This is a genomic window from Nocardia lijiangensis NBRC 108240 (genome assembly GCF_001613045.1).
Taxonomy (GTDB): domain Bacteria; phylum Actinomycetota; class Actinomycetes; order Mycobacteriales; family Mycobacteriaceae; genus Nocardia; species Nocardia lijiangensis.
The window spans coordinates 46,802-71,607 of sequence record NZ_BDBP01000025.1; the positions used below are offsets into that span (position 1 = coordinate 46,802).

Here is a 24,806-nt window from a genome sequence, read left to right on the forward strand (position 1 = left end):
GTGTCGGGGCGTGCGGCGGTCGGCCGTCCGCGGATGGGTGGCGAGCCTTCCGCCGATCGGGCGCATCGAGTTACACCGGCCGACCGCGCCTCGGCCGCGCACGAGGAAGCGTGAACATGAACTACCGCAACAAGCTGACGCAGCTCCTGCTGGCGACGGCGTTGGCGACGGGTCCGATCGCGGCGTTCCCCGCTGCCGCGCAGGCGCAGGGGCTGGCCTATCCCGGCATGACCATCACGACGGGCAACAGCATCTGCTCGGTCGGCGCGACCGGGCATATGGGTGGCGCGCAGTACGCGGTGACCGCCGCGCACTGCTTCCAAGAAGGACGGCGCGTCTACGACGAGAACGGCAGCTTGATCGGCTGGTACGAGCAGAGCCACGGTGACGACGCCACCATCGGCGGGATCGGTTTCGCGCTCATCCGGCTGGCCGCCGGGGTGGGCGTCTCGGCTTCGCTGGGCAACTTCGGGATCGAGTCCACCTACACAGATGCCCAAGTGGGACAGGAGGTCTGCCACATCGGGTGGGCGACCAACTGGACCTGTGGCCGCGTCACCGAGGTCGGTGACACCTTCTTCCTCGCGGATTTCGCTGTGGACAAGGGGGACTCGGGCGGCATCGTCTATTTCCCGACACCGGAGGGACGAGCGGCCTTCCTCGGCATCGTGATCGGCACCCTGGAATCCGGCGGCGTGCTGGTCGAGTCGGCCAACTATCTGCGCGAGATGATCGACGCCCATGCCGAGGGTCCCGACCACTTCCGTTGGTACGTCGAGTGATTCGAGGACGGGAGAGCTGACCGTGCCTACCGCCGCACCGATCGGCCGCTGCGCCCTTCTCGGTCGGCGGTAGTCGCCGGTACCGCCTACTCTCGACATCGGCGGGTCGGACCGTCGGAAGGGGAGTAATCATGGGGCATGTCGAGCACTCGGCGACCGGCGGCGCGCCGGTGGACTTCGCGTTCCAGTACGTGGCCGACTACCGCAATGTGCCGAAGTGGCTGTTCGGGATTCGGCATTACACACCGGTAGGGCCGCAGACCTCCGGTGTCGGCGCGGTATTCGACACGGCCGTGCAGCTGGGCCCGACCACCCTGCATCTGCGTGTCGAAATCGTCGAATGGGAAGACGGCTCGAAGATTTCGCTGCACGCGATCAAAGGCATCGAAGGCACGGTGCACTGGAGGTTCGAGGCCGTCGATCAGGAGACCACCGAGATCGGCGTGGTGGTCGACTACCGGGTACCCGGCGGACTGGCCGGACGGGCGCTGGACAAGATCCTTCAGACGTTCGTCGGCCCGGCCATCCGGCACACCGAGAAGAGCCTGCGCGAACAGGTGCTCGCCGCGTACCGGGAGTCTCTCGACAGCACGCCGGAGCGCTGAGAAACCCGGGCGCTGAGAACGACTCGAGCTCAGGGAACGATCCGAGGGGTGAGAACGGCCCGGGCGCAGGGACGATCGGACGGCTGAGAACGACCCCGGGTGCGGGGAACGACCCGGGCGCTGAGAACGGCCAGGACGCTGGGAACGCCTCGGGTGCAGGGACAATCCGAGGGGTCGAGATCGGCCTGGGCGCTGAGAACGACCCGGGCGTCGGAACGCCTGTCGTACGCTGGGCCGGTCGCGACGGCAGGAGTTATCGGTGGGCACATCCTTGGTCAAGGGTCAGAACGGGCCCGTGGCGGCGGCGCGGGTCACGGTGTCGGTACGCACCGAGGCGGCGGTCGACTTGTCGGCGCTGCTGGTCACCGAATCGGGCACGGTGCGCTCCGACGCGGACTTCGTGTTCTTCAACCAGCCCGTCGCGCCCGGTGTGGAGCTGACCTCGGGTGCGCCCGCGGCACTGGCGATATCCCCTGCCGCGCTGCCCGGCGAGATCGCGCAGGTGCGCGCGGTGCTCACGCTGGATGATCCCGCCGACACCTTCGGGCGCTTCACGCCGCCCGTCGCCACCGTCGCGGATGACGCGGGAAACGTGCTGTACGAGTACATGATCGAGGGGCTCGGCACCGAATCGGTAGTGATCGCCCTCGAGCTCTACCGGCGCGGTGCGCAGTGGAAGGTGCGTGCGGTCGGGCAAGGGTACGCGGGCGGGTTCGCCGCGCTCGTCACCGATCACGGAGTCGTCGTCGACGACGAACCCGAGCCGTCGCCCAGCGCCGACCCCGCAACGACCCGGCCACGGCCCGCGCCCACAACAACGCCTCCGTTGGCTTCCGCCGGCTCGACCGCCCGACCGGCTGCTTCACGGCCCGCGCCAACGCCTCCGATGGCTTCAGCCGACTCGACGGCCACGCCGAGCTCCCACGCCATACCGACGGCCAGACCGACCGGAGCGGTGCCATCGGCGACTGTCCTGGCGTCCGAGGCCGTCTCGATGTCCGCGGCCGCGGAGCAATCCGGACCGAACCGCTCGCAGGCACCGGACGTGCGCACCGTTCCGGGCGAGGCGAAGCTCTCCTTCGAGAAGCGCGCCGTGCTGGATCTGCGCAAGCGCGAGGTCGCCAAGGTGCTGATCGACCGGGAGGCGCTGGGCGTCCGGGCGCGGGTGGTGCTGGTCATCGACAAGACCGGCAGCATGGTCAAGCAGTACCGGAAGAAGGTCGTGCACCGCGTGGTGGAGCGGATGATCCCGATCGCCACCCAGCTCGACGACGACGGAACGCTCGAGGCCTACCTGTACGCGCTGTCGTACACCAAGCTGCCCGATATCGAAGTGGCCGAGGGTGATCGCTGGTCGGAGACCTTCCTGCACCTCAACGGCACGCACGCGGGCATCGACTACAGCGGGCTCGGCGGTCGCAACGACGAGTTGCCGATCATGCGCGCCGTCATCGAGACGCTGCGGCCCGGCGGCCCGCCGACGCTGGTGCTGTTCTTCACCGACGGCGGGTTCGCCAAGAAACCGGAGATCGCCGCTCTGATGCGGGAAGCGTCTCGGCTGCCCGCGTTCTGGCAGTTCGTCGGGCTCGGCCAGGCCAACTACGGACTGCTGCGCACCATCGACGAGATGGACGGCAGGCTGGTCGACAACGCCGGATTCTTCGCACTCGACGACATCGACGCCGTCGACGACGCGCAGCTGTACACCAGGCTGCTCGGCGAGTTCCCGCAGTGGCTACGCGCCGCGCGGGCCGCGGGTGTGACCAACTGACCCGATGAAAACGCTCAGCCGATGACGGCGTTCATGATGGTGCCCGCGCTGGTGGCGACCACGCCGCCGATCATGGCGCCCGCCACCATCTTCGGCGACTCCAGACCGCCACCCGTCCACTTCTCCCAGGCGAAGCGGCCGCCCGCGTAGATGATGGCGCAGACACCCGACAGGAGAACGAACCAGGTCAGGTAGCGGACGAGCCGCAGGATCTCATCGGACACCGGCGGCGCCTCGGGCGTCGGATTGCCGAGCTGCGCCAGGGTGTCGTATGCGATGGCCAGGATCATCGTTGTGCTGCTCATTCCGGGTTCGGGACAAGGAGAATCACTGAGAGGATGGTATCCGGTTCTTCGGTGCGGCGCAGACACCATGTGGCCGTGGCGCAGACACTCTTGTCGCCGGCGCAGACGACCTTGTCTCTGCGCCCCGGACACCGTTGTGGCACAGCGGCTTGCGAGCAACGGGGTCCGCCCGGATCATGGGTGGGACGTGGTTGTCGACCCCCGGCTCCCACGAAACCAGTGAATCCCGAGGTAGCCAGCAATGAGCATGATCTTGATGTCGGTCGGGGACACGTATTCCACCCTGGCGCAGATGGGAAACCCGACTCCCGAGGCGCCGCCGTTGTCGGACGAGATAATGCAGTTCGTCCAGTACGGAACCTGGTTCGCGCTGCTGTCCGGCACGGCGAGCATCATCTACGCGGGCGGCCGGTTCGCCTGGGAGAAATGGTCCGGCGGGGCGCTGCAGTCGCCGAAGATGGTGGCGGGCGCCATGCTCGGCGGTGTCGTGGCGACCAGCGCGGGCACCATCATGAACACCGTCATCGGCAGCTGACCCTCGGGCCGGCGGCCGTTCAGCCCTCCCAAGTCCAGCGCGGCACCTCACGGATCGGGTGCAGTTCCTCATCGGTGCTCGCGTGCGAGTTCTGCTGTGCCACTTCCGCACCGAACTCCACGTGCGAGCGGACCGCGTCCCGGAACGCCTCCGACTCCAGCAGGCCCGCCTCCTCGAACGACGCCATGTACAGCTCGGCGAAGCGCTCGCGCTGTTCGTCGGTGATCTTCAGGTGCCGGTGCACCGAGATGAGGTAGTCGAACCCCAGTTCGCGGCTGAAGCGGTCCGGGCCGCCGAACGATTCCGCGGTGAACCAGGTCAGGTGATCGACGTGGTGTGGGCGTCGCTCGGGGAACAGCGACTTCAGTACCGGATCGGCGAGCACCTTGTCGTAGAAGACGGACTCCACGTGGCGCAGCACCTCCTCGCCTCCGGCGTGTTCGTACATGCTCGTCATCGGGACCTCCCGGCTCGGTGTGGCTGCGCTACCCATTAGAGGCCCACGCGCCGGATCATGCGGCCGGTTTCGCGGAGAGCGCACCTCGAAATCCGTGATTTCTCAGGGTGATTCCCGATATTCAGGCGTGCGTCCCGATCGCAGGATCGATACAGCAGGTATCGAGTCGAGGAGCAGAGATGACAGACCGGACGAAGGACGAGGCGCTGATCCGCGAGGTGGTGGCGCACGCCGCGCAGGCGTGGGACGACAACGACGCGACGGCCTACGCGGCCGAGTTCACCGAGGACAGCGACTACGTGGCGTTCGACGGGACGCTGCTGCGCGGACGTGAGGCGAACCGCGCTCTGCACGCCGGGCTGTTCGACGGCGTGCTGTACGGCACCAGGATGGACGGCGCGATCGAATCGATCCGCTTCCTCACCGATGACGTCGCCGTCGTGCACGGCACCGGGTCGGTGGTGTTCGCCTGGCAGCGCGAGGTGCCCAAGGGGAGGCGCTCCCGCAACACGTGGGTGCTGGTGCGCACCGCGGACGGCTGGCAGGTCGCCGCGTTCCACAACACGCGGGTGCGTCCGGTGCCGGGCGAGGGGCCGGTGGTGCGGTTGTTCGGTAACTACGTGCGCTGGCGGACGGAACGGGCGCGCGCGAACCAGTAGCGGGCGACGGCCGGGGCGAACATCGGTCCGGCCGTCAGCTGATTCGGGTTCTGTGCGTACGCCATCGGTCGCGTGAGCCTCGGCGATCGCTGCCTTCGGACGCCCGGTGCCGACGCCGCAACCCTCAGATCCGCGCGCCCTTCGCGCGATTGCAGGCGCGGCAGAGAATCTGCAAGTTGCTCGCGCTCGTCGCGCCGCCGCGACTGAGCGGGATGACGTGGTCGAACTCGAGGTAGTGGCCGCTGCCGCACTCGACGCACTTGCCGCCGTCGCGCTGCCACACTTCGGCTTTCACCTCCTGCGGGATGCTGCGTGAGTCGCGCTGCCCCGGCGTGAGCACCAGGCGTTTCGCGACCCGCAGCGCGCCTTCCAACGCGGCCGCGACGTACTCGGGGTCGGCGACCTCGAAGCTCGCGCCGCCGCGGGCCGAGGTCGCCGCGATCATCACGACGCCGGCCTCGATGTGCACCGAGACGACCCGCGACCACGGCATCTCCACCCCCGCGCCGCTGCCGACGAAGCGGAGTTTCTTGTTGCTCGCGATCAGCCTGCCCTCGGTGATCTTCGGTCCGCGGGCCAGCTGCCGCACGTGCGTGGCGACCAGGTCGAGATGCACCTTCTCTTCCGAATCCAGGTGCAGGCCCGGCGTGCGGACCACCGGCAGATCGCCCTCGCGCAATCGGCACAGTGTGCGCCCGCGGTGCATCCGCCTGCGCAGATCCTCGATGAGCGGTCCGGTCAGCGCCAATTCGCCGATGGCGCGTTCGAAGGTGTCGTATTCGTTCTGCTGGATCGCACCGTCCGCGAACGCGAAGGTGACCAGCCGCTCGACGTAGCTGAGCCCGACTTCGCGCAGCGCGGTGCGGCCGATGTTCTCGTCGATGCGCTGGTAGCGCAGCGACGCCCACAGCGCTTCCCACGGCTCGCCCTGCGGGCCCGAAGCGATCAGCACCCGCCAGGCCCTGGTGTGCCAGTGGGTGAGGAACTCCTCGATCTCGGCCTCGCAGAACTGGCACGGTGCCGCGCCGCCGAACAGCTTGCGCCGCAGCGGGTTTCCGCAGCGCACGCAGGCGCGTGGACCGGGCGGGGTGCGGTGGTAGGTCGCCGAGGTCCATTCGGTTCCGTCCCACCAGCGCAGCCGCGACGCGTCCTCCGGGTCCGAATGCCAGTCGGCGCGTTCGGGATTCGGCGGCGGCGGTGGCGGTGCCGGTTGGCTGATGCGCCGCGTCAGGTCGACGTGCTGGGGGGTGCGCGGCGGGCCGCCGGTGGAAGGCTCGGAGGGCGTGGAGTCGACCGGGCTGGCCGCGGGAGCGGCTCCGGCGGATTCACCGCGCGGCGGCGCCTGCCGCGAAGCAGCCGGGAAGTCGGCGTAACGGGGCCCACGGTGCGCGGAGGGTCCTGTGGCGTCCGTCCGCTCGGCCGCTCCGAGCGGCGAGCTTTCCGGGACCGACCGCGTCGGGTACGGGGCTCCCGAGGGCAGATGCCGGTCCTGCGGCGATGACGGCTGCGCGGCGGGCTGCGCTCGCGCGCTCCCGGCATCCCGCGCACCGTCGGGGTGCGGCCGGGCGAACGGATCCGCGGGGCGTGGCGTGCGGGCCCGGCGCGACGAATCGTCGACTGCGACGCCGAACTCGGTGACCAGCCCGGCCAGGCCGCTGCTCCAGCCCTGACCGACGGCGCGGAACCGCCAGCGCCCCTCGCGGCGGTAGAACTCGCCGAACATCATGGCGGCCACCGCGTCGGCGTCCTCGATGTCGAAGCGGGCGATCGGGCCGTCGGCGGCGAAGACCGTCACCGTCAAACTCGCTATGTCGCCGAATGTTCCGTGATCGAGCGAGCCGCTGACCACGATCCGTTCCACGTCGGTCTCGGTGCGCGGCAGCGAGACGCTCAGCCGCGCGGTCCCCGGTGCGGGCTCCTGGTCCAGGGTCACCGCCTGGGATATGTGCCGAGGTGCGTTGTAGAACACCAGATCCCGGTCCGTGCGCACCGCGCCCGTCCCGTCCAGCAATAGCGCGTGCGCATCGATGACATGCTCCGACCGCCATGAAACGACCACGGCTAGAAGGGATGTCGGTACCGGCGCGTGCGCGCCCTTGCTGAGTTTCATCGTGCTCGAATATTGCCACGCCCCTCCGACACGCCGAATTCGTCCGGTTCGTGTGCGGGCGCGCCGAGGCGACACAGACCGGGCGGTCGGGGATTTACCCGTGTTCGGGGGCTCGGTCGGGCACAGTATTGCTATGAGTACCCCGAAGGGGTCGGGCCGCAAGAAGCAGACCCCGAAAACAGCGGGACCGCGTCGCGTCCCCGGCCCCGCGGAGATCTTGGCGGCCGCGCAGACGGCGGTCGAGGCGGCCCAGTCGGCCGCGGGTCAGGCGCTGGAGTCGGCGCAGCTGACCGCGGGACATGCCTTCGACGCCGCGGTCCGGCTGCCACCGGCCTCGGCCCAGCTGGTCGCGCAGCTGCCCGATCTGATCGAAAATCTCTCGCTCGCCATCGACCGGCTCAACGCGACCATCGACCGGCTGGACCGGACGCTGGCGCTGGCCGATCCGGCCTTCGCCGCCTACGACCGGCTGCTGCCACGGCTGGAGGCGATGATCTCCCTCGGCGAGGACGTGCTCGGCAGGCTCGCCAGGCTGCCCGGCATTTCGATGCTCGGCAAGGTGACCGGATTCGGCGGCAGGCGGCCCGACGAGGAGGAGCCGCCGCCGGAGCCGCGGAAACGGCGGCGCTGACCGGGATTCAGCGGGCGGCGGCGCGGTAGGTGGCCGCCGCCTTCAACAGCACCTCGCGGTACTCCTCGTCCGGATCGGAGTCCAGGACGATCGCGCCGCCCGCACCGATGCGCCATTCGCCGCCTTGCCGCACGGCGGTGCGGATGACGATGTTCAGATCCGCCGTGCCGCCGAGCCCGAGGAAGCCGATGGTGCCGGAGTAGACGCCGCGGGCCTCGGTCTCCAGTTCGTCGATGATCTCCATGGTGCGCAGCTTCGGCGCGCCGGTCATGGAGCCGCCGGGAAAGCAGGCGCGCAGGCAGTCGACCACGTCGACATCCGGGCGCAGCGTCCCGCGCACCGTCGAAACCAGTTGGTGCAGTGTCGTGTACGTCTCGGTGGCCATCAGCTTCGGCACGTGCACGCTGCCGATCTGGCAGACGCGGCCGAGATCGTTGCGCAACAGGTCCACGATCATCAGGTTCTCGGCCCTGGTCTTGGGGCTGTCGGCGAGTTCGCGGCGCAGGCGCTCGTCCTCGGCGGGGGTCGCGCCACGCGGCGCGGTGCCCTTGATCGGCTTGCTCTCCACGGTGCGGGCCCGGTCGATCTTGAGGAAGCGCTCCGGCGAGGAGCAGGCGATCTCGAGGTCGTCGAAGCGCAGGAAGGCCGCGTACGGCGCCGGGTTGCAGCGGCGCAGGGTGCGGTAGAAGTCGAGGCCCGCGGTATCGGCGGCGACGGTGAGGTTGTCGGTCAGGCAGATCTCGTAGGACTCGCCCGCGTGCAGGCGATCCAGGCAGACATCGATGTCGGCGAGGTACCGCTTGCGGCCGCGGCTGAGCAGCCCCTCGACCGCCGCGATATCCGAATCGACCTCGAGCGCAGGCGGATTCGACCAGGTCGGCAGGGTGGCGAGCGCCTCGGCGGTGTCGCGCAGCCAGTCCGCGGCCGCGCGCGCGGTATCGGCGGCGGGATCGGTGAGGGCGAGCAGATGGGTGCGTCCGGCGACGTGGTCGACCACGACCAGCCGGTCGGCGAAGATCCACTGCGCGTCGGGCGTCGGGGCGCGGTGCGCCGCGTTCGCGCCGCAGTCGGCCTTCACCTCGTACCCGAGGTAGCCGACGTACCCGCACGCGAAGTCGAACGGGAGGTCCGGGATTTCGGCGGTGCGCCAGCGCAATTCGGCGGCCAGGTAGTCGAGCACGTCGCCCGCGACGGTGCGGCGGCCGCCGTCCGCGGTCTCCACCACCACGGACCCGTCGCCGACGCGGTACCGGACCACCTCGGCTAGCGGCCCGCTCGCGTCGCCGAGGAACGAGAAGCGATCGAGGCCGGGTTCGATGTGCTCGCTGTCCAGCCAGAATGCGGTCGGCGAATCACGGTAGAGGCGGAGGAACGCGGCCTCGGTGTCGACGGCCCGATCGATGATCTCGTGGCGCAGCTGCCACGGACGCTCGGGTTCACCGGTGCGGTAAGGACTTTCGGTCGCCGGATCGGATTCCTGCGGCATTCTGCCCGAGGTTTTGACCGCGCCGGGGCCGAGGTCGATCACCGTGCGTTCGGTGGTGAAGCCGGTGGACTCGGCGGGTGCGTCGCTCGCTCGAGCCGGTCGGTGCCGGGTCGCGGTGGACGCAAGAGGTGTCGCTGCCGGGAGTCGAGCCACGGTGCGGTCCGCTTCGGTCGGCGGCGGGAGTTCGGCGACCGCCGTGCTGCCGCGCCTGGCCTGCGCGCCGGAGGGTCTGACTCGGTTGCCGGTGGCGTGGGTTGCTCGAGCGTGGTGCGCCGCGGTGAGATCGGCGAAATTGCGCAGCAGCGCGGCGCCGTGCTCGCCGGCGATGGACTCGGGGTGGAACTGCACGCCCCACTGCGGCCTGACGCGGTGGCGCACGCCCATGATCACGCCGTCGGGCGTGCTCGCGGTGATCTCCAGGTCGTCGGGCAACGGCCGGATCGCGCACAGGGAGTGGTAGCGGACGGCGGTGAAATCTTGTGGGAGACCGGCGAACAGGTCGCGGTTGTCGTGGCCGACCCTGTCGAGGTACCCGTGCCGCGCGATGGGGGCGGGAGCGACGAGACCGCCCGCCGCCACGACAATGCCCTGGTGACCGAGGCACACCCCGAGCAACGGGAGCTCGGTGGTCGCGATGACAGCGGCGGAAATGCCCACATCGCGGATCACATCGGGGCGTCCGGGACCGGGGGAGACGACGACATTGGCGAAGCGATGCAGACCGAGCAGTGCCGGATCGTCGACCGCGTCGTTGCGCACGACCGTCGGCTCGACGCCGTTCACCTCGCTGACCAGTTGATACAGGTTGTAGGTGAACGAGTCGTAGTTGTCGATCAACAGCGTGTGCATGGTGTGCCAAACCCTACGCCTGGCCCGGCCGAGCAAACTGTTGTCACATGCCTTCAGTTGTCGTGGGCGGGTGGTGCAGAATGTGGGGCATGTCTGTTGCGCAACCGGTCGAAGTGGATCGCGAAGTCGTCGATTTCGCGATCGTCGGGAAATGGATGGAAGAGCAGGGCCTGCCCGGCGGCGCGTTCGAGGGGGTGACCTCGCTCGGTGGCGGCACGCAGAACATCATGCTGCGGTTCCATCGCGGCGGCCGGGACTACGTGCTGCGGCGCGGGCCGAAGCACCTGCGCGCCAAGAGCAACGAGGTCATCCGGCGCGAGGCGCGTCTGCTCGGCGCGCTCAGCGGGACCGGCGTGCGTGCGCCCGAGGTCATCGCCGCCTGCACCGACGAGTCGGTGATCGGCGCGGTCTTCTACCTGATGGAGCCGATCGTCGGCTTCAATCCGCAGAACGAGCTGCCCGAGCTGCACGCGAACGACCCCGAGATCCGGCGGCAGATGGGCCTGTCCGCGGCCGAGGCGATCGCCCGGCTCGGCGCGCTCGACTACCGGGAGCTCGGCCTGTCGGACTACGGCAAGCCCGAAGGGTTCCTGGAACGCCAGGTGCCGCGCTGGCTCGGCGAGCTCGAATCGTATTCGGCCAACGAGGGTTACCCGGGCCCGGAGATTCCCGGCGTGCAGCAGGTCGGGGACTGGCTGGACCGCAACCGGCCCGCGAACTGGACGCCGGGCATCCTGCACGGCGACTGTCACCTGGCCAACATGATGTTCTCCTACGAGGGCCCGCAGGTCGCGGCGATGGTGGACTGGGAGATGTCCACCATCGGCGATCCGCTGCTCGACCTGGGCTGGCAGATCGCGACCCGGCCCGAGCCCGGCACGACGGGTGCGGCGCTGGTCGGCAAGCTGGGCGCCGTCGGCGGTCTGCCGACCCCGGAGGAGATGATCGAGCACTACGGCCGGTTCTCCGATCGCGATCTGAGCCACGTCACCTGGTACACCGTGCTGGCCTGCTTCAAGCTGGGCATCGTGCTGGAGGGCACGCACGCGCGCGCCTTCGCGGGCAAGGCGCCCAAGGAGGTCGGCGACTTCCTGCATGCCATCACCCTGGAGCTGTTCGAGCGGGCGCATCGCCTGATGGAGTGACGGACCGTATCTCGACGAAGTCTGGCCGCATATGGATGGAGATCCATATGCGGCCAGATTAGTTTCGACGCATGCCGATCGTTCCCGATGTGAAGAACTGGACCTGGGTCCTGGAGCGCGCCTGCCCCGAATGCGGATTCGACGCCGCCGCCACCACTTACGAGCAAGTGCCCGCCCTGGCGCGCGCGAGCGCCGATCGGCTGCGCGCCGCGCTCGAACGTCCCGATGCCCGGCGGCGGCCGGACGAGTCGACTTGGTCGCCGCTGGAGTACGCGGCCCACGTGCGCGATGTGTGCTGGATCTTCGCCTACCGCGCCGCGGTGATCGCGCGCACCGCCGCCGTGGACCCACGGGTGCCCGCCTTCGACGCGCGCGGACTCACCCCGGAAGAGACGGCGGACGGGCTGCCCGTCTTCTCGGACTGGGACCAGGACGCGACCGCGATCGCCGCACGCTACGACGCGCAGGAGACCGGCGCGGTCTCGGGGGAGCTGGCGCTGGCGGCCGAGGCGGCGGCGCGGGCCTTCGAAGCGGTGGCGGTCGCGGATCGCGGTGCGCAGGCCCGGCGCAGCGACGGGTCGATGTTCACCGTCGATTCGCTGGCGAAGTACTTCGTGCACGACCTCGTCCATCACGTCCACGATGTGCGCGGGTGAAAACGAGTCCCAATTCTAGAACGTGTTCGGCCATCGCGCCGCTCCGCACCGATGAATTTTCCCATCGGTACTAGAACGCGTTCCACTTTTCTCGTACTGTGGGTGCAGTCACATTGAAGCACTGTGCACGCGAGAGGTCGACAGGAATGAAGACGAAGGGCGCGATCCTGTGGGGGATCGACGAGCCGTGGTCGGTGGAGGAGATCGAGGTCGGCGATCCGGTCGCCGGCGAGGTGCAGATCCGGATGGAAACCGCCGGCATGTGCCATTCGGATCACCACATCGTCACCGGTGCGACACCGATGCCCGCCTTCCCCGTGATGGGCGGCCACGAAGGCGCGGGCGTGATCACCAAGCTCGGGCCGAACGTGCCGGGCGATCTCCAGGTCGGCGACCACGTCATCCTGTCGTTCATCCCCGCCTGCGGTCGCTGTCCGGCCTGCGTCTCGGGCAACATGGCGCTGTGCGACCTCGGCGCGGGCCTGCTGCTCGGCCAGGCGATCAGCGACGGCACCTACCGCATCCAGGCGCGCGGCCAGAACGTCATCCCGATGTGCCTGCTCGGCACCTTCGCGCCGTACATGACGGTGCACCACACCTCGGTCGTGAAGATCGACCCCGCTATCCCGTTCGAGGTGGCCTGCCTGGTCGGGTGCGGTGTGCCGACCGGCTTCGGCTCCTCGACCCACGTGGCCAACGTGATGCCCGGTGAGACCGTGGTGATCGCGGGCATCGGCGGCGTCGGCATGAGCGCGCTGCAGGGCGCGGTGCTCTCCGGCGCGTCCAAGGTCGTCGCCATCGACCCCAACCCGTGGAAGCGCGAGCAGGCGCAGAAGTTCGGCGCCACCCACACCTACGCCAGCATGACCGAGGCCATCATGCCGCTGATGGACGCCACCGAGGGACGGATGGCCGAGAAGGTCATCCTCACCATGGGTGAAATGCACGGCGACTACATCGAAGAGGGCCTGATCCTCACCGGCAAGGCGGGCACCCTGGTGGTCACCTCCATGGGCCGCATGGACGCGGGCGAGGTGAAGATGAACAGCTTCCTGCTGTCCATGCTGCAGAAGACGGTGAAGGGCTGCATCTTCGGCGGCGGCAACGCCCGCCAGGACGCGCCGCGCCTGCTCGCGATGTACAAGGCAGGCCAGCTCAACCTGGACGACATGGTGACCCGCAGCTACAAGCTGGAGGAGATCAACCAGGGCTACCAGGACATGTTGGACGGCAAGAACATTCGCGGCATCATCCGCTACACCGAAGCCGACTGGTAGATCGTCAGCCGACCCGCTCGGCGAGCCGGACCGCGACCTGGGCGACCAGATCGTGCGGGATCGGCGCGCCGAGCGGGAACTTCAACGTCCCCTTGCCCGCCCGGTAGGGCTCGATCGCGTGCTCGAAGGCCGTGTCGCCCTCCGGGATCGGGTAGAGGCTCACGTGCTCCTTCCATCCCGCGAAGTGCACGACATTGCGACCGTGCAGCTCGAAGGTCGGGATGTCGTAGCTGATCGTCTCGACCGCACCGGGCAGCGCGGTGTGGATGGTCTTGCGCAGCTCGGTCAGGACGGCGCGCACGTCTTCGGGGAAGCCCGAGATGTAGGCGTCGATGGTCGCGGGATGCCCTGCCACGAGGTCCTCCGATCGGCGATCGATGGATGAGTCCGGCGAGTTGCCTCGTCAGTGTACGCAGCCGAGGCGCTCCGGGCGGGTACGCGACCGCGTGGCGGGTCAGACCTTGCAGCGCAGCAGGGCCTCGCGCAAAGTGCGGCTGCGCACGTCGTCGAGGACGGCCATACCGAGGCGGTTCATGCTGTAGCCGAAGCCGAGGCCGGTGCCGGGATCGGCGAAGCCGAAGGAGCCGCCGAGGCCCGTCGTGCCGTAGGCGCGCTTGTCGGAGCCGAACCGGAACGAACCGCGGGACTTGCGGAAGCCGAGGTGGTAGCGGCTCTTGGTGTGCAGCACCAGGTCCTCGGCGGGCACGTCGTCGGCGGTGTCGGCGGCGGCGAGCCGTTCGAGCAGGTCGTCGGTGATGGGCAGCGCGCCGGTGCGTGCCGCGGCCGCGCCGTAGACCTTGGCCAGCGAGCGGGCATTGCCCACGCCGCCGTGGCCCGGCAATTCCACACCGAGGAACTCGCGGCGAGCCGCACGCGCGGGCGCACCGCAGCGCGGATTGGTCAGGGCCGCATGGGAATGCCCGCGCTCCAGGAAGATCTCGGCACCGATCCGCAGCGGCAGGTCGCGCTCGTAGCGCAGGATGTCCAAGCCCTTGGTGGCCGAGAGCACGGCGACGCGCTCGATCGGCTCCTCGGCGGGCAGGCCGATGAAGAAGTCCAGGCCGAGCGGCTTCGCGATGTCCTCGGCGAAGATGCGCCCGAGCGTGCGGCTTTGGGGATCGACGCGGCGCACCAGCTCGCCCTGATACAGCCCCAGGGTGATCGCGTGATAGCCGTGCCGGGTGCCGGGCTGCCACGCGGGTTTCTGCGCCGCGAGGATCGTCGCGAGCCCGTCCAGGTCGGCGATCTGCGGAAGCTTCACCACGGTGTCGAGTCCGGAGAGTCCCGCCTGGTGATCGATGAGCTGGCGCACCGTGATCGCGCCCTTGTCGTGCGCGGCGAACTCCGGCCAGTAGTCGGCGACCGGCTTCTCGTACTCCAGGACGCCCTTCGACACGGCCGTCGCGACCACGAACGCCGCCATGCCCTTCGTCGAGGAGAAGACCGGCACGATCGTGTCCTGCTCCCACGGCTGGGTGCGGCGCCGGTCGCGGTAACCGGCCCACAGGTCGACCACGGGCCGATCGCCCGCGAAAACGGATACGGCCGCGCCGATTTCGCCGTGCCGGGAGAAATTGCGACGGAACGCGTCGGCGACCGGGCCGAAGCCGGGGGCCACCTCGCCGTGGATCGTGAGTTCGCTCATGGTGAGCCGATGGTACCGGCGGTACCGAGATCTTTCCCGGGGCTCCCGCGCACCCCGATCGATTTCCGGTCGCGGTACTCCCGCGCCGCCGCGGTCTCGTAGGCTCGTTTCGTGCGTTCACTCGAGCAGATCCAGGATTGGCCGGTTCGACACGCGGCGGCCGGTGTGGTCACCGCCGCGGGCGCGGTATCGCAGGGCGATGCCGAGCGCGTCTTCCCGCTGGCCTCGGTGACCAAGCCGCTGGTCGCCTATGCTGTGCTCGTCGCGGTGGAAGAGGGCGCGATCGAGCTCGACCAACCCGCGGGCCCGCCCGGAGCAACCGTCCGGCATCTGCTCGCGCACACCTCCGGCCTCGCCTTCGACACCACCGACGTGCTCGCCGAACCCGGTGCCCGCCGCATCTATTCGAGTTCCGGATTCGAGGTGCTCGCCGGATTCGTCGCCGAACAGACCGGTATCGCCTTCGACGAATACCTGCGGGACGCGGTCTTCGAACCGCTCGGCATGACATCGTCCGTGCTGTCCGGATCCGCCGGACACGCCTGCCGGTCCACCATCGCGGACCTGCTGCGGTTCGCCGCCGAACTGCTGAACCCGCGACTGATCTCCGCGCAGACCCACGCCGAGGCAACCAGCGTGCAATTCCCCGGCGTGAACGGCATTCTGCCCGGCTACGGTTCGAAGCGGCCCAACGACTGGGGACTCGGATTCGAAATCCGCGATGGGAAATCCCCGCACTGGACCGGCGGCGCGAACTCCCCACGCACCTTTGGCCATTTCGGCCAGTCGGGCACCTTCCTGTGGGTCGATCCGGAAATCGGGGTGGCGTGTTCGGCGTTGGCGGACGAGAATTTCGGCGACTGGGCACGGGAGGTGTGGCCGGTCCTGAGTGACGCGGTGATCGCCGAAGCAAGACTCGCGGGCAACACGCTCGCGAAGTAACATACGTAACTTCGGGCACTCCAGTACACTCAGGCAACGCCAGCTGGACAGGTCGTTGGGGAAGACGTCCCTCGTCTGAGCTGGAGGTAGTGGTGCGCGCATCGAGTCAGTTCGCGGACGCGACGGCGGGTGTGGTGTGGATCCACTCGTCGCCCGCCGCGTTGTGCCCACACGTCGAGTGGGCACTCACCTCGGCACTCGGTTCCCCCGCCAAACTGCGCTGGACCACCCAACCCGCCGACGGTCAGCTGCGCGCCACCAGCGACTGGATCGGACCCGTCGGCACGGCCGCCCGAATTGCCCAGTCGTTGCGATCCTGGCCGGTGCTGCGGTTCGAAGTCACCGAGGATCCCAGCGACGGAGTCGACGGGGAGCGCTACAGTTTCGTCCCCTCCCTCGGACTCTGGCACGGATCCACCAGCGCCAATGGTGATGTGACGCTGGGGGAGATGCGGTTGCGCGCGATGCTCCAAGCTGCACAGGAACTCGGCAAGTACTCGGCCTACGATCTGGCCTCCGAGATCGATCGAGCGCTGGGGACGGCGTGGGACGAGGATCTGGAGATCTTCCGCTCCGGGGAGTGTGGCGCCGGTGCGGAGGTGACGTGGTTGCGGCGGGACGTGGGGTAGTTTCCCGGCTGCGATTGCGAATGCATCGGTTTCGGCGCTGAAGCGGCGGTACCCAACTCGACAAGCAGCTACTATGCCCCGCAGCCGTGTCAGTAGGTAGTGGGGCGATGGACATGAACCTCGAGCAGTACAGCGATATGTTCGGCGAAGAGATTTCGGTACGCGCCCCTGATGGTGACGTACAGGCATGGTCTTTGCGGGCGAGCATGAACGGCCACGGTGATTGGCGTGTGCGACTGAGCGATAGCGGCGATGGGGAGTGGGAAGGCGACGGTTGCGATGTATTCGACGCATTCGCGGTCGTGCGCAGTAAGCCTGAGTCGCGGGGGTTCCGCTTCCTGGTCGTAGGGGCGAGACCGGACTGCTGGCCATCGAGCATGCGCAGTCAGATGGATGGCGGACAGCAGGTCTATGTGCACTACAACTCGGCGCTGCAGCGGCTCATCCACGACCTCGCCGATGTCGTGTCCCGAAGAGGTTCACTCCGGTACGTCTTCGCGTCGGCGCCTATCTCGAAAATCGGTACCGCCGAGGAGCAGGCCGCGTTTCGCGAGCGGTGGAAGATGCGGATCCTCTGATATCCGATCGACGCTCGCTCGACCGGCATTGCGGTATGTCCGTACCTGGGTAGGCACGCCAACCCCATGATTTCCGGCGGGTGAGGTCCCAGCCGTGAATCGCCCAGCGAATCAGCTGTCTTCGGTGCGTGACGCGCTCGTCGGCTCGGTCGGTCCGGGCAACGTCGGCGTCGCCGCGGATCGGACCCAGGGCCAGGTCATCAAGGCCCACACGACAAGCAACACGACAGCGACGGTCCCCAGGTACCAGGGCCACGGTCCGAGCACGTCGAGCAGCGATAGCGTCGAGGGCTTTCGGTTGACGAAACCGTAGTTGGTGTCGGCGAGGGAGTTGAAGACGAAGGTGATCGCGACCCACACCACGGTGACCGCCACGGTGAACCAGTAGCTGTGCCAGGTCGGGCGCATACCTATGCCCCAGGTCAGGTAGATCGCGGCCCAGACCACGGCCAAGTGGATCGCCCAGAAGGCCAGGAACACCTTGTTCGGAAAGTCGGGGCTCTCCAGCGCCGGTGAAATGAGCGCCTGTGTGCTCAAAGTGAGGCACCAGTAGTAGGTGAGCGCGTATGCCCAGCGCTGGTGTGTCAACAGCGCGTAGCCGGCGACGATGGTCGCGAGATCGGTCAGGCGCAGCGGCACCGAGCGGCCGAGGGTCGGAGGGAACAAGGTGGAGATGTAGATGGCCAGATATATCCCCAGCGTCACCGCCCCGAACGTCCGGCTGAAACGGCGTGCGGTGGAGTCGTTTCGGTGCGTTCGTCCGATCACGACGACCAGCACCGCACCCACCGCGAACAAGGCCAGCACAATCAAGTGCGACAGCCCGTATGCGGAGAACTCCCGCTGCGCCGTGGGTGCGTCCACCTACCCAGTTTAGTGGTGTAGCGGCATGGATTTTGTGGACGCGGAGCGGGGCGCGTCACCGACCACGAGCGCGTTGAAGCCTCCCGCTGATCCGTTCACCTGGTCAGGTCAGCGCGGTTCCACGATCGCGTCGATCAGGCCGCAACCGCGGTGCGACGGCGAGCCGCGGCGATGCGGCGGCCGATGACGCCCTGACGTGGAGCGAACAGGTACACGAGCGTGAAGGCGACGCCCTGGACCACGACCACCATGCCGCCCGGCGCGGTGTCGAGGTGGTAGCTGACGTACAGGCCGATCACCGAGCACAGAGCGGAGATCGAGGGGGCGATCAGCAGCATGCGGCCGAAGCGATCGGTGAGCAGGTAAGCCGTGGCTCCGGGAATGATCAGCATGGCCACGACCAGGATGACCCCGACCGCCTGGAGCGCGAGGACCGCGGTCAGGGCGAGCAGCGCGAGGAGCGCGGTGCCGAGCAGGCGCGGTCGCAGGCCGATGGCGTGGGCGTGGGTGGTGTCGAAGGCGTAGAGGGTGAAGTCGCGTCGTTTCAGGATGAGGGCGGCGAGGACGATGACGGCGAGGATGGCGATTTGGGTGAGTTCGCTTTTGCTCACGCCCAGCAGGTTGCCGAAGATGATGTGGTTCAAGTCGGTTTGACTCGGCGTCACCGAGACCAGGACCAGGCCGAAGGCGAACAGGGTGGTGAAGACGATGCCGATGGCCGCGTCTTCCTTGACCCGGCTGGTATCGCGGACGACGCCGATGAGCGCGACGGCGAGAAAGCCGAAGACGACCGCGCCCACCGCGAAGGGCGCGCCGACGATATAGGCGAGGACGACACCGGGGAGCACCGCATGCGACACCGCATCGCCCATCAGTGACCACCCGATCAACACCAGCCAGCAGGACAGGGTCGCGCACACCACGGCGGTGACGAGGGTGGTGGCCAGCGCCCGGACCATGAACTCGTAGCGCAGCGGATCGATGAAGAACTCGACGAGGGACATCTCAACCTGCCTTCGGGAGCGAATCGCGCTCCAGCACATCGAGTCCGAACGCCAGTGCCAGTTTCTCCGGGCGAAGGATTTCGTGGGTGTCGCCGTGCGCGAGCACTTTTCGCATGAGCAATACCGATTCGTCGGCGAGGTCGGGCAGGGCGTGCAGGTCGTGAGTGGACACCAGGATGGTGGCGCCGTCGGCGGCGAGTTCACGCAGCAGCGTGGTGATGGTGGCTTCGGAACGCTTGTCCACTCCGGCGAACGGTTCGTCGAGCAGCAGAATCGTTGCGCCCTGGGCGATTCCGCGCGCCACGAAGGCGCGTTTGCGCTGTCCGCCGGACAATTGCCCGATTTGGCGGTCGGCCAGGTCGGTCAGTTCCACTCGCTCGAGGGCGTGTGCGACGGCCTCGCGGTCCGCGCGACGGGGGCGGCGGGTGAAACCCATGTGGCCGTAGCGGCCGGTCATCACCACATCGCGCACCGACAGCGGGAAACTCCAGTCGACGGCCTCGCTCTGCGGCACGTAGCCGAGCGTGCCCGCGCGACGCGCGCCCGCCGGGTCGGCCCCGTCGATGCGCACCGTGCCCCGATCGGGGCGCACCAGACCCATGATCGTCTTGAACAGCGTCGACTTGCCGGAGCCGTTCATGCCGATGAGTCCGCACACGCGTCCCGAGTGCAAGGTCAGATCGACGCCGTCGAGCGCCTGCACCTCGCCGTAGTGCACTGTGACATTGCGGATTTCGATGCTGGGAGTCATGACCGAGCACCCGTCAGCGCGGCACTGATGGTCTTGGCGTCGTGCCGGATGAGGTCGAGGTAGGTGGGCACCGGCCCGTCCGCCTCCGACAGCGAGTCCACGTAGAGCACACCGCCGAACCGCGCACCGCTCGCCTCGACCACCCGCTGCATGGGGGCATCGGACACGGTCGACTCGCAGAACACGGCGGGCACCCGGTTCGCGCGGACGAAATCGATGGCCGAGGTGATCTGCTGTGGTGTGGCCTGCTGTTCGGCATTGACCGCCCAGATGTACTTCTCGGTGAGCCCGGCATCGCGAGCCAGGTAGGAGAACGCGCCCTCGCAGCTGACCAGTGCGCGCTCGTTGGGCGGCAGCTTGGCGAGAGTGCCTACCAGTTCGTCGTGGATCTTCTGCAGTTCGGCCTGGTAGGCCGCGCCTGCGGCGCGGAAATCGGCGGCATGTTCGGGATCGAGTTCGCTGAAGGCGCGAATCATGTTGTCCACGTAGACCTTCACGTTCAGTGCAGACATCCACGCGTGCGGATTCGGCTTGCCCTGGTACGCGTCCTCGGTGATCGACATCGGCGTCACACCCTCGCTGACGACCACATGCTCGACGTCGACATCCTCGACGAACTGCGCGAACCATGCCTCGAGGTTCATGCCGTTGTCGAGGATGAGATCGGCGGTCGAGGCCCGGCGCACATCTCCCGGAGTCGGCTCGTAGCCGTGAATCTCCGCGCCCACCTTCGTAATCGATTCAACGGTGAGATGCTCACCCGCGACCTGGCGGGCGATATCGGCGAGCACGGTGAACGTGGTCAGCACCACCGGTTTCTCGTTCCGGTTCGCGGACTCGCCGCAGGCGGCGAGCGTTGCGGTCAGTGCGACGGCGCCGAGCAGCGCGACGAACGCGCGAGCGGGAACGCGGAACAACGGGTGGAACAAAACCTTCACAAGGCGAATGATAAATTTCGGGTCACCTAAATTTCAAGTTCAAAGGCTCCAAACTGCCCTTGCGATCGTTGTCACACCGTGCTAGCGGCGAGGGCTTCGGAACCGCGAGACCATCGGCGTCGAGCACAAACAGCCGACGAGGCCGCAGCGGGGGATCGGCGGACCTCGCGCGGCACCAGGTGGGCCAGGGGCGGGGTCCGAGCGTGCCAGTGTGAATGGCGAGTCCGAGGCGGGATGCGCGGAGTGTGACACCGGAGGCGAGTTCAGGTGGGAGGCCGGCGGCATCGAGATCGGCGGACCTGGGCGGGGTCCGGGGGACGAAGCGCGGTGCCGGGTAGGTGGCCTCGGAACCGCGCGGTACATCACGGGCGTGTACGGGGCCTGACCGCGATGGGACCGGCGCGGGCGCAGAATCCACTCCGATCCCCATCGGCGTCACCGAGACGTGGACGCCTCGTCCGCGGTCGGCCGCAGCAAGGTCAGTGCCAGAGCGGTGAGCGCAGCCGTGATCGCCGCGCACACGAGGGCCGTTGTGTTGAGGCCGTTCGTGAACGCATCGCGAGCCGCGTTGAGCACCGCGTCGCCGAGGTGCGCGGGCAGATCCGTCGCGGCAGCATCGGCGGCGCCGAGTGAATCCTTCGCTGCCTCTTGCGCGCCGGCCTGCACACCCGGCACCGGGGCACCCGCGACGTCCGCCCGGTAAACCGCGGTACCGATGACGCCGAGGACGGCGATGCCGGTGGCGACACCGAACTCCATACTGGTCTCCGACATCGCTGCTGCCGAACCCGCTTTCTCCGGCGGTGCGGTCCTGATGACCAGATCGGTGCCCAGGACCATGAGCGGGCTGATGCCGGCATAGACCAGCACGAAGCCCGATACCAGCACCGGGACCCCACCGACGGCGTCTACGAAGCCGAGTGTCAGGTAGCCGAGCGTCGCGAGGGCCAGCGCGGCGGCGACGACGAACCTGGGTTCGACCTTGCGCGCGATGATCGGCGTCAGCGTCGACGCGAGAATCAACGCCCCGGCGGGAGGCAGCAGCCACAGACCTGCCCCCAGCGGCGTGAGGCCGCGCACCAGCTGCAGGTATTGCGTGATGAACAGGTAGATGCCACCGACAGTGCCGAGACCGAAGAGCAGGATCAGCAGCGCCGCGCGGAATGTCGGATTGCCGAACAGCCGGAGATCGAGCAGCGGGTCGGTGAGTGCTCCTTGCCTGCGGACGAACAGCCAGCCGAAGCCGGTGCCGATGATGATCGCCGCGATCGGCAGCGCGGAAAGCCCCGCTTCGGCCGCCTTTTTGATACCGAAGATCACGGGCAGGATGGTCGCCAGGGACAGCAGCACACTCGGCAGGTCGATGCGGCCCGCATTGGCATCGCGGTATTCCGGCAGCAGTACCGGAGCCGTGATCAGCAGCAGAGCCATCACCGGCACAGCGAGCAGGAACACCGAACCCCACCAGAACGACGCCAGCATCAAGCCGCCAATGATCGGGCCTGCCGCCATGCCCGCCGACATGCAGGTGGCCCACACCCCGATCGCCATCGCGCGCTGTCCGACGTCGCGGAACATGTTGCTGATCAACGCGAGTGTCGACGGCATCAGGGTGGCGCCCGCGATCCCGAGCAGCGCGCGGGCGATGATCAGCAGCAGTGGGCTGGTGGCAAAGGCGGCGAGCAACGACGCTGCGGTGAACGCGCTCGCGCCGAGCACGAGCAGTTTGCGTCGGCCGATGCGGTCGCCGACGGTGCCCATGGTGATCAGGAACCCGGCGATCATGAAGCCGTAGATGTCGGCGATCCACAGCTGTTCGATGCCGGTCGGCCGCAGATCCGCCGTCAGGTGCGGCACAGCCAAATACAGGACGGTGACGTCCATCGCGAGCAAGAGGGTGGGCAGGGCGAGCACGGCGAGGCCGAGCCATTCGCGGGGACCGGCGGACACTGTGGTGGTTCGGTTGTCGTGCACGAGATTTGGGTCGGACATGCCGCTAGGCTAAAGTTTCACATCAATGTGAGAGTCAAGTCCGTACCGGAGGTTGTGATGCGAATCGGGACATTGCAGCGACGCACCGGAGTCAGCCAGCGACTACTGCGTTACTACGAGGAGCAGGGGCTGCTGCGGCCGCACCGGCAGCCGTCGGGGTATCGGGAGTACAGCGAATCCGACGTCGAGACCGTGCTGCACATCCGCAGCCTGCTCGCCGCTGGCTTGTCCACCGCCACCATCGCCGACCTGCTGCCCTGCCTGTCCTCCGGCGACGGACAACTCATCGCCGACTGCCCCGAACTCCTGGTCGACCTGTACCGCGAACGCGACCGCATCGACGCGGGCATCCGCGACCTCGAAACCGCCCGCCGCGCCCTCGATACCGTCATCGCAACCGCCCCACCCGATGTTGTGCGTGCCGTCGACGATCTGGTGCACAGCGACTGACCCGCCGCACCGGCAATGACTCGCCGGGAACTCGATCGGGCGGCAGCAATACTCGCGAGGGCGATCGAGAAGCGCGCAGCAGGCCGCTGTCGTGTCGTGCATGCCGCAGCCGCTATCCCAGGGCCCGTCGTTCGGTGTGACCGATGCCGTTGGGTGTGGACGAATGCGTATCGACGGGCTGATGACTTCGGCCGCGGCACAATACTTTTGCCAAAGGCGGTGGGCGGCCTCGTAGGAGGGCGGGTTGGCCTCGGTGGGCGGGGGTCGCTGAGGCACTCCCTTCCTGCTGTCTCCGCTGTTCGACTACGACGTCGAGCTGAACTCCTCGACCGGCCGGCGGCAAGCTGTGCAACCTGCTCGCCGCGGCGTCATGCGCCATCTCCGTAGGGCAAATCCACCAACATTTGTTGGCGTCACCAACAACTGTTACTGTTGGCTTCACCTACGTTGGGGTGACCAATGATAACGTCGAAAGGGTCGTCCGATGAACAAGTTCCGCCGCACACTCCCGATCCTTGCCGTTGCCGTTGGCGCTGCTGGCCGCTGCGTGCTCGACCGGCGCCAACGCGACCGAGGACGACTCCACCCGGCGGCAATTGCGAGAACTGCTGGACCGTAGCGAGATCCATGCCTTGATCGACCGTCTCGCAACTGCCCTCGAGGAAGGTCGATTCGACGCGTTCGACACGATCTACACCGCCGATGTGAAGGCCAAGTCCCCCGGCGGCGAGGCGCAAGGACGTGATGCCGTGATCGCGCTGGCCAGCCGGAACCATTCGGACGAACAGCGCTCCCCGCACTACATGAGCAACGTGCAGATCGACTTGGCGGGCGACCGCGCGGCGGTCCGGGCGAACGCAATCTTCGCCATTGGTCCGACATCCGCCGTGGAAGGCAGGCTGGCCCCGGAACCCCTGTTCACAGCCGGAGGGGGCTACCGATTCGACGCCGTCCGCACCTCCGAAGGCTGGCGATTCTCCCGCGTGGAAACCGCACCCCTCTGGAGCATGGGCACCCTGCCGTCCTGATCCGGTCGGACCGATACCCGGACGAAACGAGACGAGGCCCACGCCCTTCGTGGGCATAGGCCTCGCATCGAGTGAAGTGGGCGCAGAGGGGATCGAACCCCCGACCGCTGGTGTGTAAAACCAGTGCTCTACCGCTGAGCTATACGCCCGTCCGCTGCCGGGAGTCCGGCGGCGACGGTCTATGAATCTAGCGCGGCGAGCGCGTTCTCCCAAGCCGCCTGGTCACGGGGCTCTCCCGGGCCGTTCATTTCGGAGAAGCGGATGTATCCGTCGCGGTCGACGACGAAGGTGCCGCGGTTGGGGTAGCCGGACTTCTCGTTGAAGACGCCGTACGCCTGGGCGATGGCGCCGTGCGGCCAGAAGTCGGAGAGCAGGGGGAAGGTGTAGCCCTGTTCGGCGGCCCAGATCTTGTGGGTGGGCGGCGGGCCGACGGAGACGGCGAGGATCTCGGCGTTCTCGTTCTGGAACTTGGGCAGCTCGTCGCGCACCTTGCACAGCTCGCCCTGGCAGATGCCGGTGAACGCCAGCGGATAGAACACGATCAGGACGTTCTTCTTGCCGCGGTAGTCCGACAGCCTGACGTCCTGGTTGTTCTGGTCCCGCAGCGTGAAATCCGGCGCGAGGGTGCCCACCTCGAGCGGCATACGCGAATCCTCCATCGGGTCGGGTCTCCACCGGGCGGCGGTAACACCGCCCGGCGAAACCATAGCGAAAAGG

General features: G+C 68.0%; 26 protein-coding genes and 1 tRNA gene. 14 read left to right on the forward strand and 13 right to left on the reverse strand.

Annotation, left to right across the window (positions count from 1 at the left end; genetic code table 11):
* The first annotated feature begins 116 nt into the window (after positions 1-116).
* From NL1_RS10285 to NL1_RS39345, 3 genes are all read left to right on the forward strand, one after another.
* Positions 117-782 (forward strand): trypsin-like serine protease, encoded by a 666-nt coding sequence (locus NL1_RS10285; RefSeq protein WP_067837040.1) that lies wholly within the window; start codon positions 117-119, stop codon positions 780-782.
* 131 nt (positions 783-913) lie between these two features.
* The gene (locus tag NL1_RS10290; protein ID WP_067837043.1) at positions 914-1,387 is read left to right on the forward strand and encodes an SRPBCC family protein; all 474 of its coding nucleotides are present in this window, start codon (positions 914-916) and stop codon (positions 1,385-1,387) included.
* 259 nt (positions 1,388-1,646) lie between these two features.
* A complete protein-coding gene (locus NL1_RS39345) occupies positions 1,647-3,158 on the forward strand; it encodes a vWA domain-containing protein (protein WP_245673173.1) in 1,512 nt (503 codons plus the stop codon).
* Between the two features lie 14 nt (positions 3,159-3,172).
* Here the strand turns inward: NL1_RS39345 and NL1_RS10305 are convergent, their stop codons facing one another.
* Complete coding sequence (locus NL1_RS10305) at positions 3,173-3,448, reverse strand: hypothetical protein (RefSeq protein ID WP_067837045.1); 276 nt, start codon at positions 3,446-3,448, stop codon at positions 3,173-3,175.
* 256 nt (positions 3,449-3,704) lie between these two features.
* Between NL1_RS10305 and NL1_RS10310 the strand changes: the two genes are divergently transcribed.
* Positions 3,705-3,998 (forward strand): hypothetical protein, encoded by a 294-nt coding sequence (locus NL1_RS10310; RefSeq protein WP_067837049.1) that lies wholly within the window; start codon positions 3,705-3,707, stop codon positions 3,996-3,998.
* Positions 3,999-4,017: 19 nt separating this feature from the next.
* On the opposite strand, the gene NL1_RS10315 is transcribed toward NL1_RS10310, so the two are convergent.
* Positions 4,018-4,455, reverse strand: coding sequence for a globin domain-containing protein (locus tag NL1_RS10315; protein WP_067837052.1), 438 nt, complete (start codon positions 4,453-4,455; stop codon positions 4,018-4,020).
* Positions 4,456-4,634: 179 nt separating this feature from the next.
* Here NL1_RS10315 and NL1_RS10320 point away from each other — a divergent pair, with 179 nt between their 5' ends.
* On the forward strand, positions 4,635-5,114 hold the full coding sequence (locus NL1_RS10320; protein WP_067837055.1) for an SgcJ/EcaC family oxidoreductase: 480 nt from the start codon (positions 4,635-4,637) through the stop codon (positions 5,112-5,114).
* Positions 5,115-5,238: 124 nt separating this feature from the next.
* Here the strand turns inward: NL1_RS10320 and NL1_RS10325 are convergent, their stop codons facing one another.
* Positions 5,239-7,173, reverse strand: a complete 1,935-nt coding sequence (locus NL1_RS10325; protein WP_245673174.1) for a TerD family protein — start codon at positions 7,171-7,173, stop codon at positions 5,239-5,241.
* A 184-nt stretch (positions 7,174-7,357) separates the two neighbouring features.
* Here NL1_RS10325 and NL1_RS10330 point away from each other — a divergent pair, with 184 nt between their 5' ends.
* Complete coding sequence (locus NL1_RS10330) at positions 7,358-7,855, forward strand: hypothetical protein (protein WP_067837061.1); 498 nt, start codon at positions 7,358-7,360, stop codon at positions 7,853-7,855.
* 7 nt (positions 7,856-7,862) lie between these two features.
* Here NL1_RS10330 and pabB read toward each other — a convergent pair whose 3' ends face one another.
* Entirely contained in the window at positions 7,863-10,190 is a 2,328-nt protein-coding gene (pabB, locus tag NL1_RS10335) for an aminodeoxychorismate synthase component I (RefSeq protein ID WP_067837064.1), read from the reverse strand.
* Between the two features lie 89 nt (positions 10,191-10,279).
* Between pabB and NL1_RS10340 the strand changes: the two genes are divergently transcribed.
* From NL1_RS10340 to NL1_RS10350, 3 genes are all read left to right on the forward strand, one after another.
* Positions 10,280-11,335, forward strand: a complete 1,056-nt coding sequence (locus tag NL1_RS10340; protein ID WP_067837067.1) for a phosphotransferase family protein — start codon at positions 10,280-10,282, stop codon at positions 11,333-11,335.
* Between the two features lie 71 nt (positions 11,336-11,406).
* Positions 11,407-11,991 carry a DinB family protein gene (locus tag NL1_RS10345; protein WP_067837069.1) on the forward strand — a complete coding sequence of 195 codons (585 nt, stop codon included), beginning with the start codon at positions 11,407-11,409 and terminating at the stop codon, positions 11,989-11,991.
* A 146-nt stretch (positions 11,992-12,137) separates the two neighbouring features.
* Positions 12,138-13,268 (forward strand): NDMA-dependent alcohol dehydrogenase, encoded by a 1,131-nt coding sequence (locus NL1_RS10350; RefSeq protein ID WP_067837071.1) that lies wholly within the window; start codon positions 12,138-12,140, stop codon positions 13,266-13,268.
* Positions 13,269-13,272: 4 nt separating this feature from the next.
* Here the strand turns inward: NL1_RS10350 and NL1_RS10355 are convergent, their stop codons facing one another.
* Together NL1_RS10355 and NL1_RS10360 are read right to left on the reverse strand one after the other, a co-directional pair.
* Entirely contained in the window at positions 13,273-13,623 is a 351-nt protein-coding gene (locus NL1_RS10355; protein ID WP_067837074.1) for an iron chaperone, read from the reverse strand.
* 99 nt (positions 13,624-13,722) lie between these two features.
* Entirely contained in the window at positions 13,723-14,913 is a 1,191-nt protein-coding gene (locus NL1_RS10360) for a serine hydrolase domain-containing protein (RefSeq protein WP_067837077.1), read from the reverse strand.
* Between the two features lie 111 nt (positions 14,914-15,024).
* On the opposite strand from NL1_RS10360, the gene NL1_RS10365 reads away from it, so the two are divergent.
* The 3 genes from NL1_RS10365 (at position 15,025) to NL1_RS10375 (ending at position 17,062) form a co-directional block, all read left to right on the forward strand.
* On the forward strand, positions 15,025-15,855 hold the full coding sequence (locus tag NL1_RS10365; protein ID WP_067837080.1) for a serine hydrolase domain-containing protein: 831 nt from the start codon (positions 15,025-15,027) through the stop codon (positions 15,853-15,855).
* A gap of 92 nt (positions 15,856-15,947) precedes the next feature.
* Positions 15,948-16,484 carry a DUF3145 domain-containing protein gene (locus NL1_RS10370; protein WP_067837149.1) on the forward strand — a complete coding sequence of 179 codons (537 nt, stop codon included), beginning with the start codon at positions 15,948-15,950 and terminating at the stop codon, positions 16,482-16,484.
* 107 nt (positions 16,485-16,591) lie between these two features.
* The gene (locus NL1_RS10375; RefSeq protein ID WP_067837083.1) at positions 16,592-17,062 is read left to right on the forward strand and encodes a hypothetical protein; all 471 of its coding nucleotides are present in this window, start codon (positions 16,592-16,594) and stop codon (positions 17,060-17,062) included.
* Positions 17,063-17,173: 111 nt separating this feature from the next.
* Here NL1_RS10375 and NL1_RS10380 read toward each other — a convergent pair whose 3' ends face one another.
* The 5 genes from NL1_RS10380 to NL1_RS10400 form a co-directional block, all read right to left on the reverse strand.
* Positions 17,174-17,926, reverse strand: a complete 753-nt coding sequence (locus NL1_RS10380) for a YwaF family protein (protein ID WP_067837085.1) — start codon at positions 17,924-17,926, stop codon at positions 17,174-17,176.
* 134 nt (positions 17,927-18,060) lie between these two features.
* The gene (locus tag NL1_RS10385) at positions 18,061-18,930 is read right to left on the reverse strand and encodes a metal ABC transporter permease (protein ID WP_067837088.1); all 870 of its coding nucleotides are present in this window, start codon (positions 18,928-18,930) and stop codon (positions 18,061-18,063) included.
* A gap of 1 nt (position 18,931) precedes the next feature.
* Positions 18,932-19,681, reverse strand: coding sequence for a metal ABC transporter ATP-binding protein (locus NL1_RS10390; RefSeq protein WP_067837090.1), 750 nt, complete (start codon positions 19,679-19,681; stop codon positions 18,932-18,934).
* Entirely contained in the window at positions 19,678-20,619 is a 942-nt protein-coding gene (locus NL1_RS10395) for a metal ABC transporter substrate-binding protein (protein ID WP_156094782.1), read from the reverse strand. The genes NL1_RS10390 and NL1_RS10395 overlap by 4 nt, the downstream gene beginning before the upstream one ends.
* 435 nt (positions 20,620-21,054) lie before the next feature.
* Positions 21,055-22,611 carry an MFS transporter gene (locus NL1_RS10400; protein WP_067837093.1) on the reverse strand — a complete coding sequence of 519 codons (1,557 nt, stop codon included), beginning with the start codon at positions 22,609-22,611 and terminating at the stop codon, positions 21,055-21,057.
* Positions 22,612-22,668: 57 nt separating this feature from the next.
* Here NL1_RS10400 and NL1_RS10405 point away from each other — a divergent pair, with 57 nt between their 5' ends.
* On the forward strand, positions 22,669-23,061 hold the full coding sequence (locus tag NL1_RS10405; protein ID WP_067837096.1) for a MerR family transcriptional regulator: 393 nt from the start codon (positions 22,669-22,671) through the stop codon (positions 23,059-23,061).
* A gap of 527 nt (positions 23,062-23,588) precedes the next feature.
* A complete protein-coding gene (locus tag NL1_RS10410) occupies positions 23,589-24,089 on the forward strand; it encodes a nuclear transport factor 2 family protein (RefSeq protein WP_162272705.1) in 501 nt (166 codons plus the stop codon).
* Positions 24,090-24,166: 77 nt separating this feature from the next.
* Here the strand turns inward: NL1_RS10410 and NL1_RS10415 are convergent.
* Both NL1_RS10415 and NL1_RS10420 read right to left on the reverse strand, forming a co-directional pair.
* Positions 24,167-24,238: transfer RNA gene (locus NL1_RS10415), tRNA-Val, on the reverse strand.
* 30 nt (positions 24,239-24,268) lie between these two features.
* On the reverse strand, positions 24,269-24,733 hold the full coding sequence (locus NL1_RS10420) for a peroxiredoxin (protein WP_067837157.1): 465 nt from the start codon (positions 24,731-24,733) through the stop codon (positions 24,269-24,271).
* Between the last annotated feature and the right edge of the window lie 73 nt (positions 24,734-24,806).

Coding starts and splice junctions, on each gene's coding strand:
- NL1_RS10285 (WP_067837040.1), top strand. CDS start 117: ATGAACTACCGCAACAAGCTGACGCAGCTCCTGCTGGCGACGGCGTTG.
- NL1_RS10290 (WP_067837043.1), top strand. CDS start 914: ATGGGGCATGTCGAGCACTCGGCGACCGGCGGCGCGCCGGTGGACTTC.
- NL1_RS10305 (WP_067837045.1), bottom strand. CDS start 3,448: ATGATCCTGGCCATCGCATACGACACCCTGGCGCAGCTCGGCAATCCG.
- NL1_RS10310 (WP_067837049.1), top strand. CDS start 3,705: ATGAGCATGATCTTGATGTCGGTCGGGGACACGTATTCCACCCTGGCG.
- NL1_RS10315 (WP_067837052.1), bottom strand. CDS start 4,455: ATGACGAGCATGTACGAACACGCCGGAGGCGAGGAGGTGCTGCGCCAC.
- NL1_RS10320 (WP_067837055.1), top strand. CDS start 4,635: ATGACAGACCGGACGAAGGACGAGGCGCTGATCCGCGAGGTGGTGGCG.
- NL1_RS10330 (WP_067837061.1), top strand. CDS start 7,358: ATGAGTACCCCGAAGGGGTCGGGCCGCAAGAAGCAGACCCCGAAAACA.
- pabB (WP_067837064.1), bottom strand. CDS start 10,190: ATGCACACGCTGTTGATCGACAACTACGACTCGTTCACCTACAACCTG.
- NL1_RS10340 (WP_067837067.1), top strand. CDS start 10,280: ATGTCTGTTGCGCAACCGGTCGAAGTGGATCGCGAAGTCGTCGATTTC.
- NL1_RS10345 (WP_067837069.1), top strand. CDS start 11,407: ATGCCGATCGTTCCCGATGTGAAGAACTGGACCTGGGTCCTGGAGCGC.
- NL1_RS10350 (WP_067837071.1), top strand. CDS start 12,138: ATGAAGACGAAGGGCGCGATCCTGTGGGGGATCGACGAGCCGTGGTCG.
- NL1_RS10360 (WP_067837077.1), bottom strand. CDS start 14,913: ATGAGCGAACTCACGATCCACGGCGAGGTGGCCCCCGGCTTCGGCCCG.
- NL1_RS10375 (WP_067837083.1), top strand. CDS start 16,592: ATGGACATGAACCTCGAGCAGTACAGCGATATGTTCGGCGAAGAGATT.
- NL1_RS10385 (WP_067837088.1), bottom strand. CDS start 18,930: ATGTCCCTCGTCGAGTTCTTCATCGATCCGCTGCGCTACGAGTTCATG.
- NL1_RS10390 (WP_067837090.1), bottom strand. CDS start 19,681: ATGACTCCCAGCATCGAAATCCGCAATGTCACAGTGCACTACGGCGAG.
- NL1_RS10400 (WP_067837093.1), bottom strand. CDS start 22,611: ATGTCCGACCCAAATCTCGTGCACGACAACCGAACCACCACAGTGTCC.
- NL1_RS10405 (WP_067837096.1), top strand. CDS start 22,669: ATGCGAATCGGGACATTGCAGCGACGCACCGGAGTCAGCCAGCGACTA.
- NL1_RS10420 (WP_067837157.1), bottom strand. CDS start 24,733: ATGCCGCTCGAGGTGGGCACCCTCGCGCCGGATTTCACGCTGCGGGAC.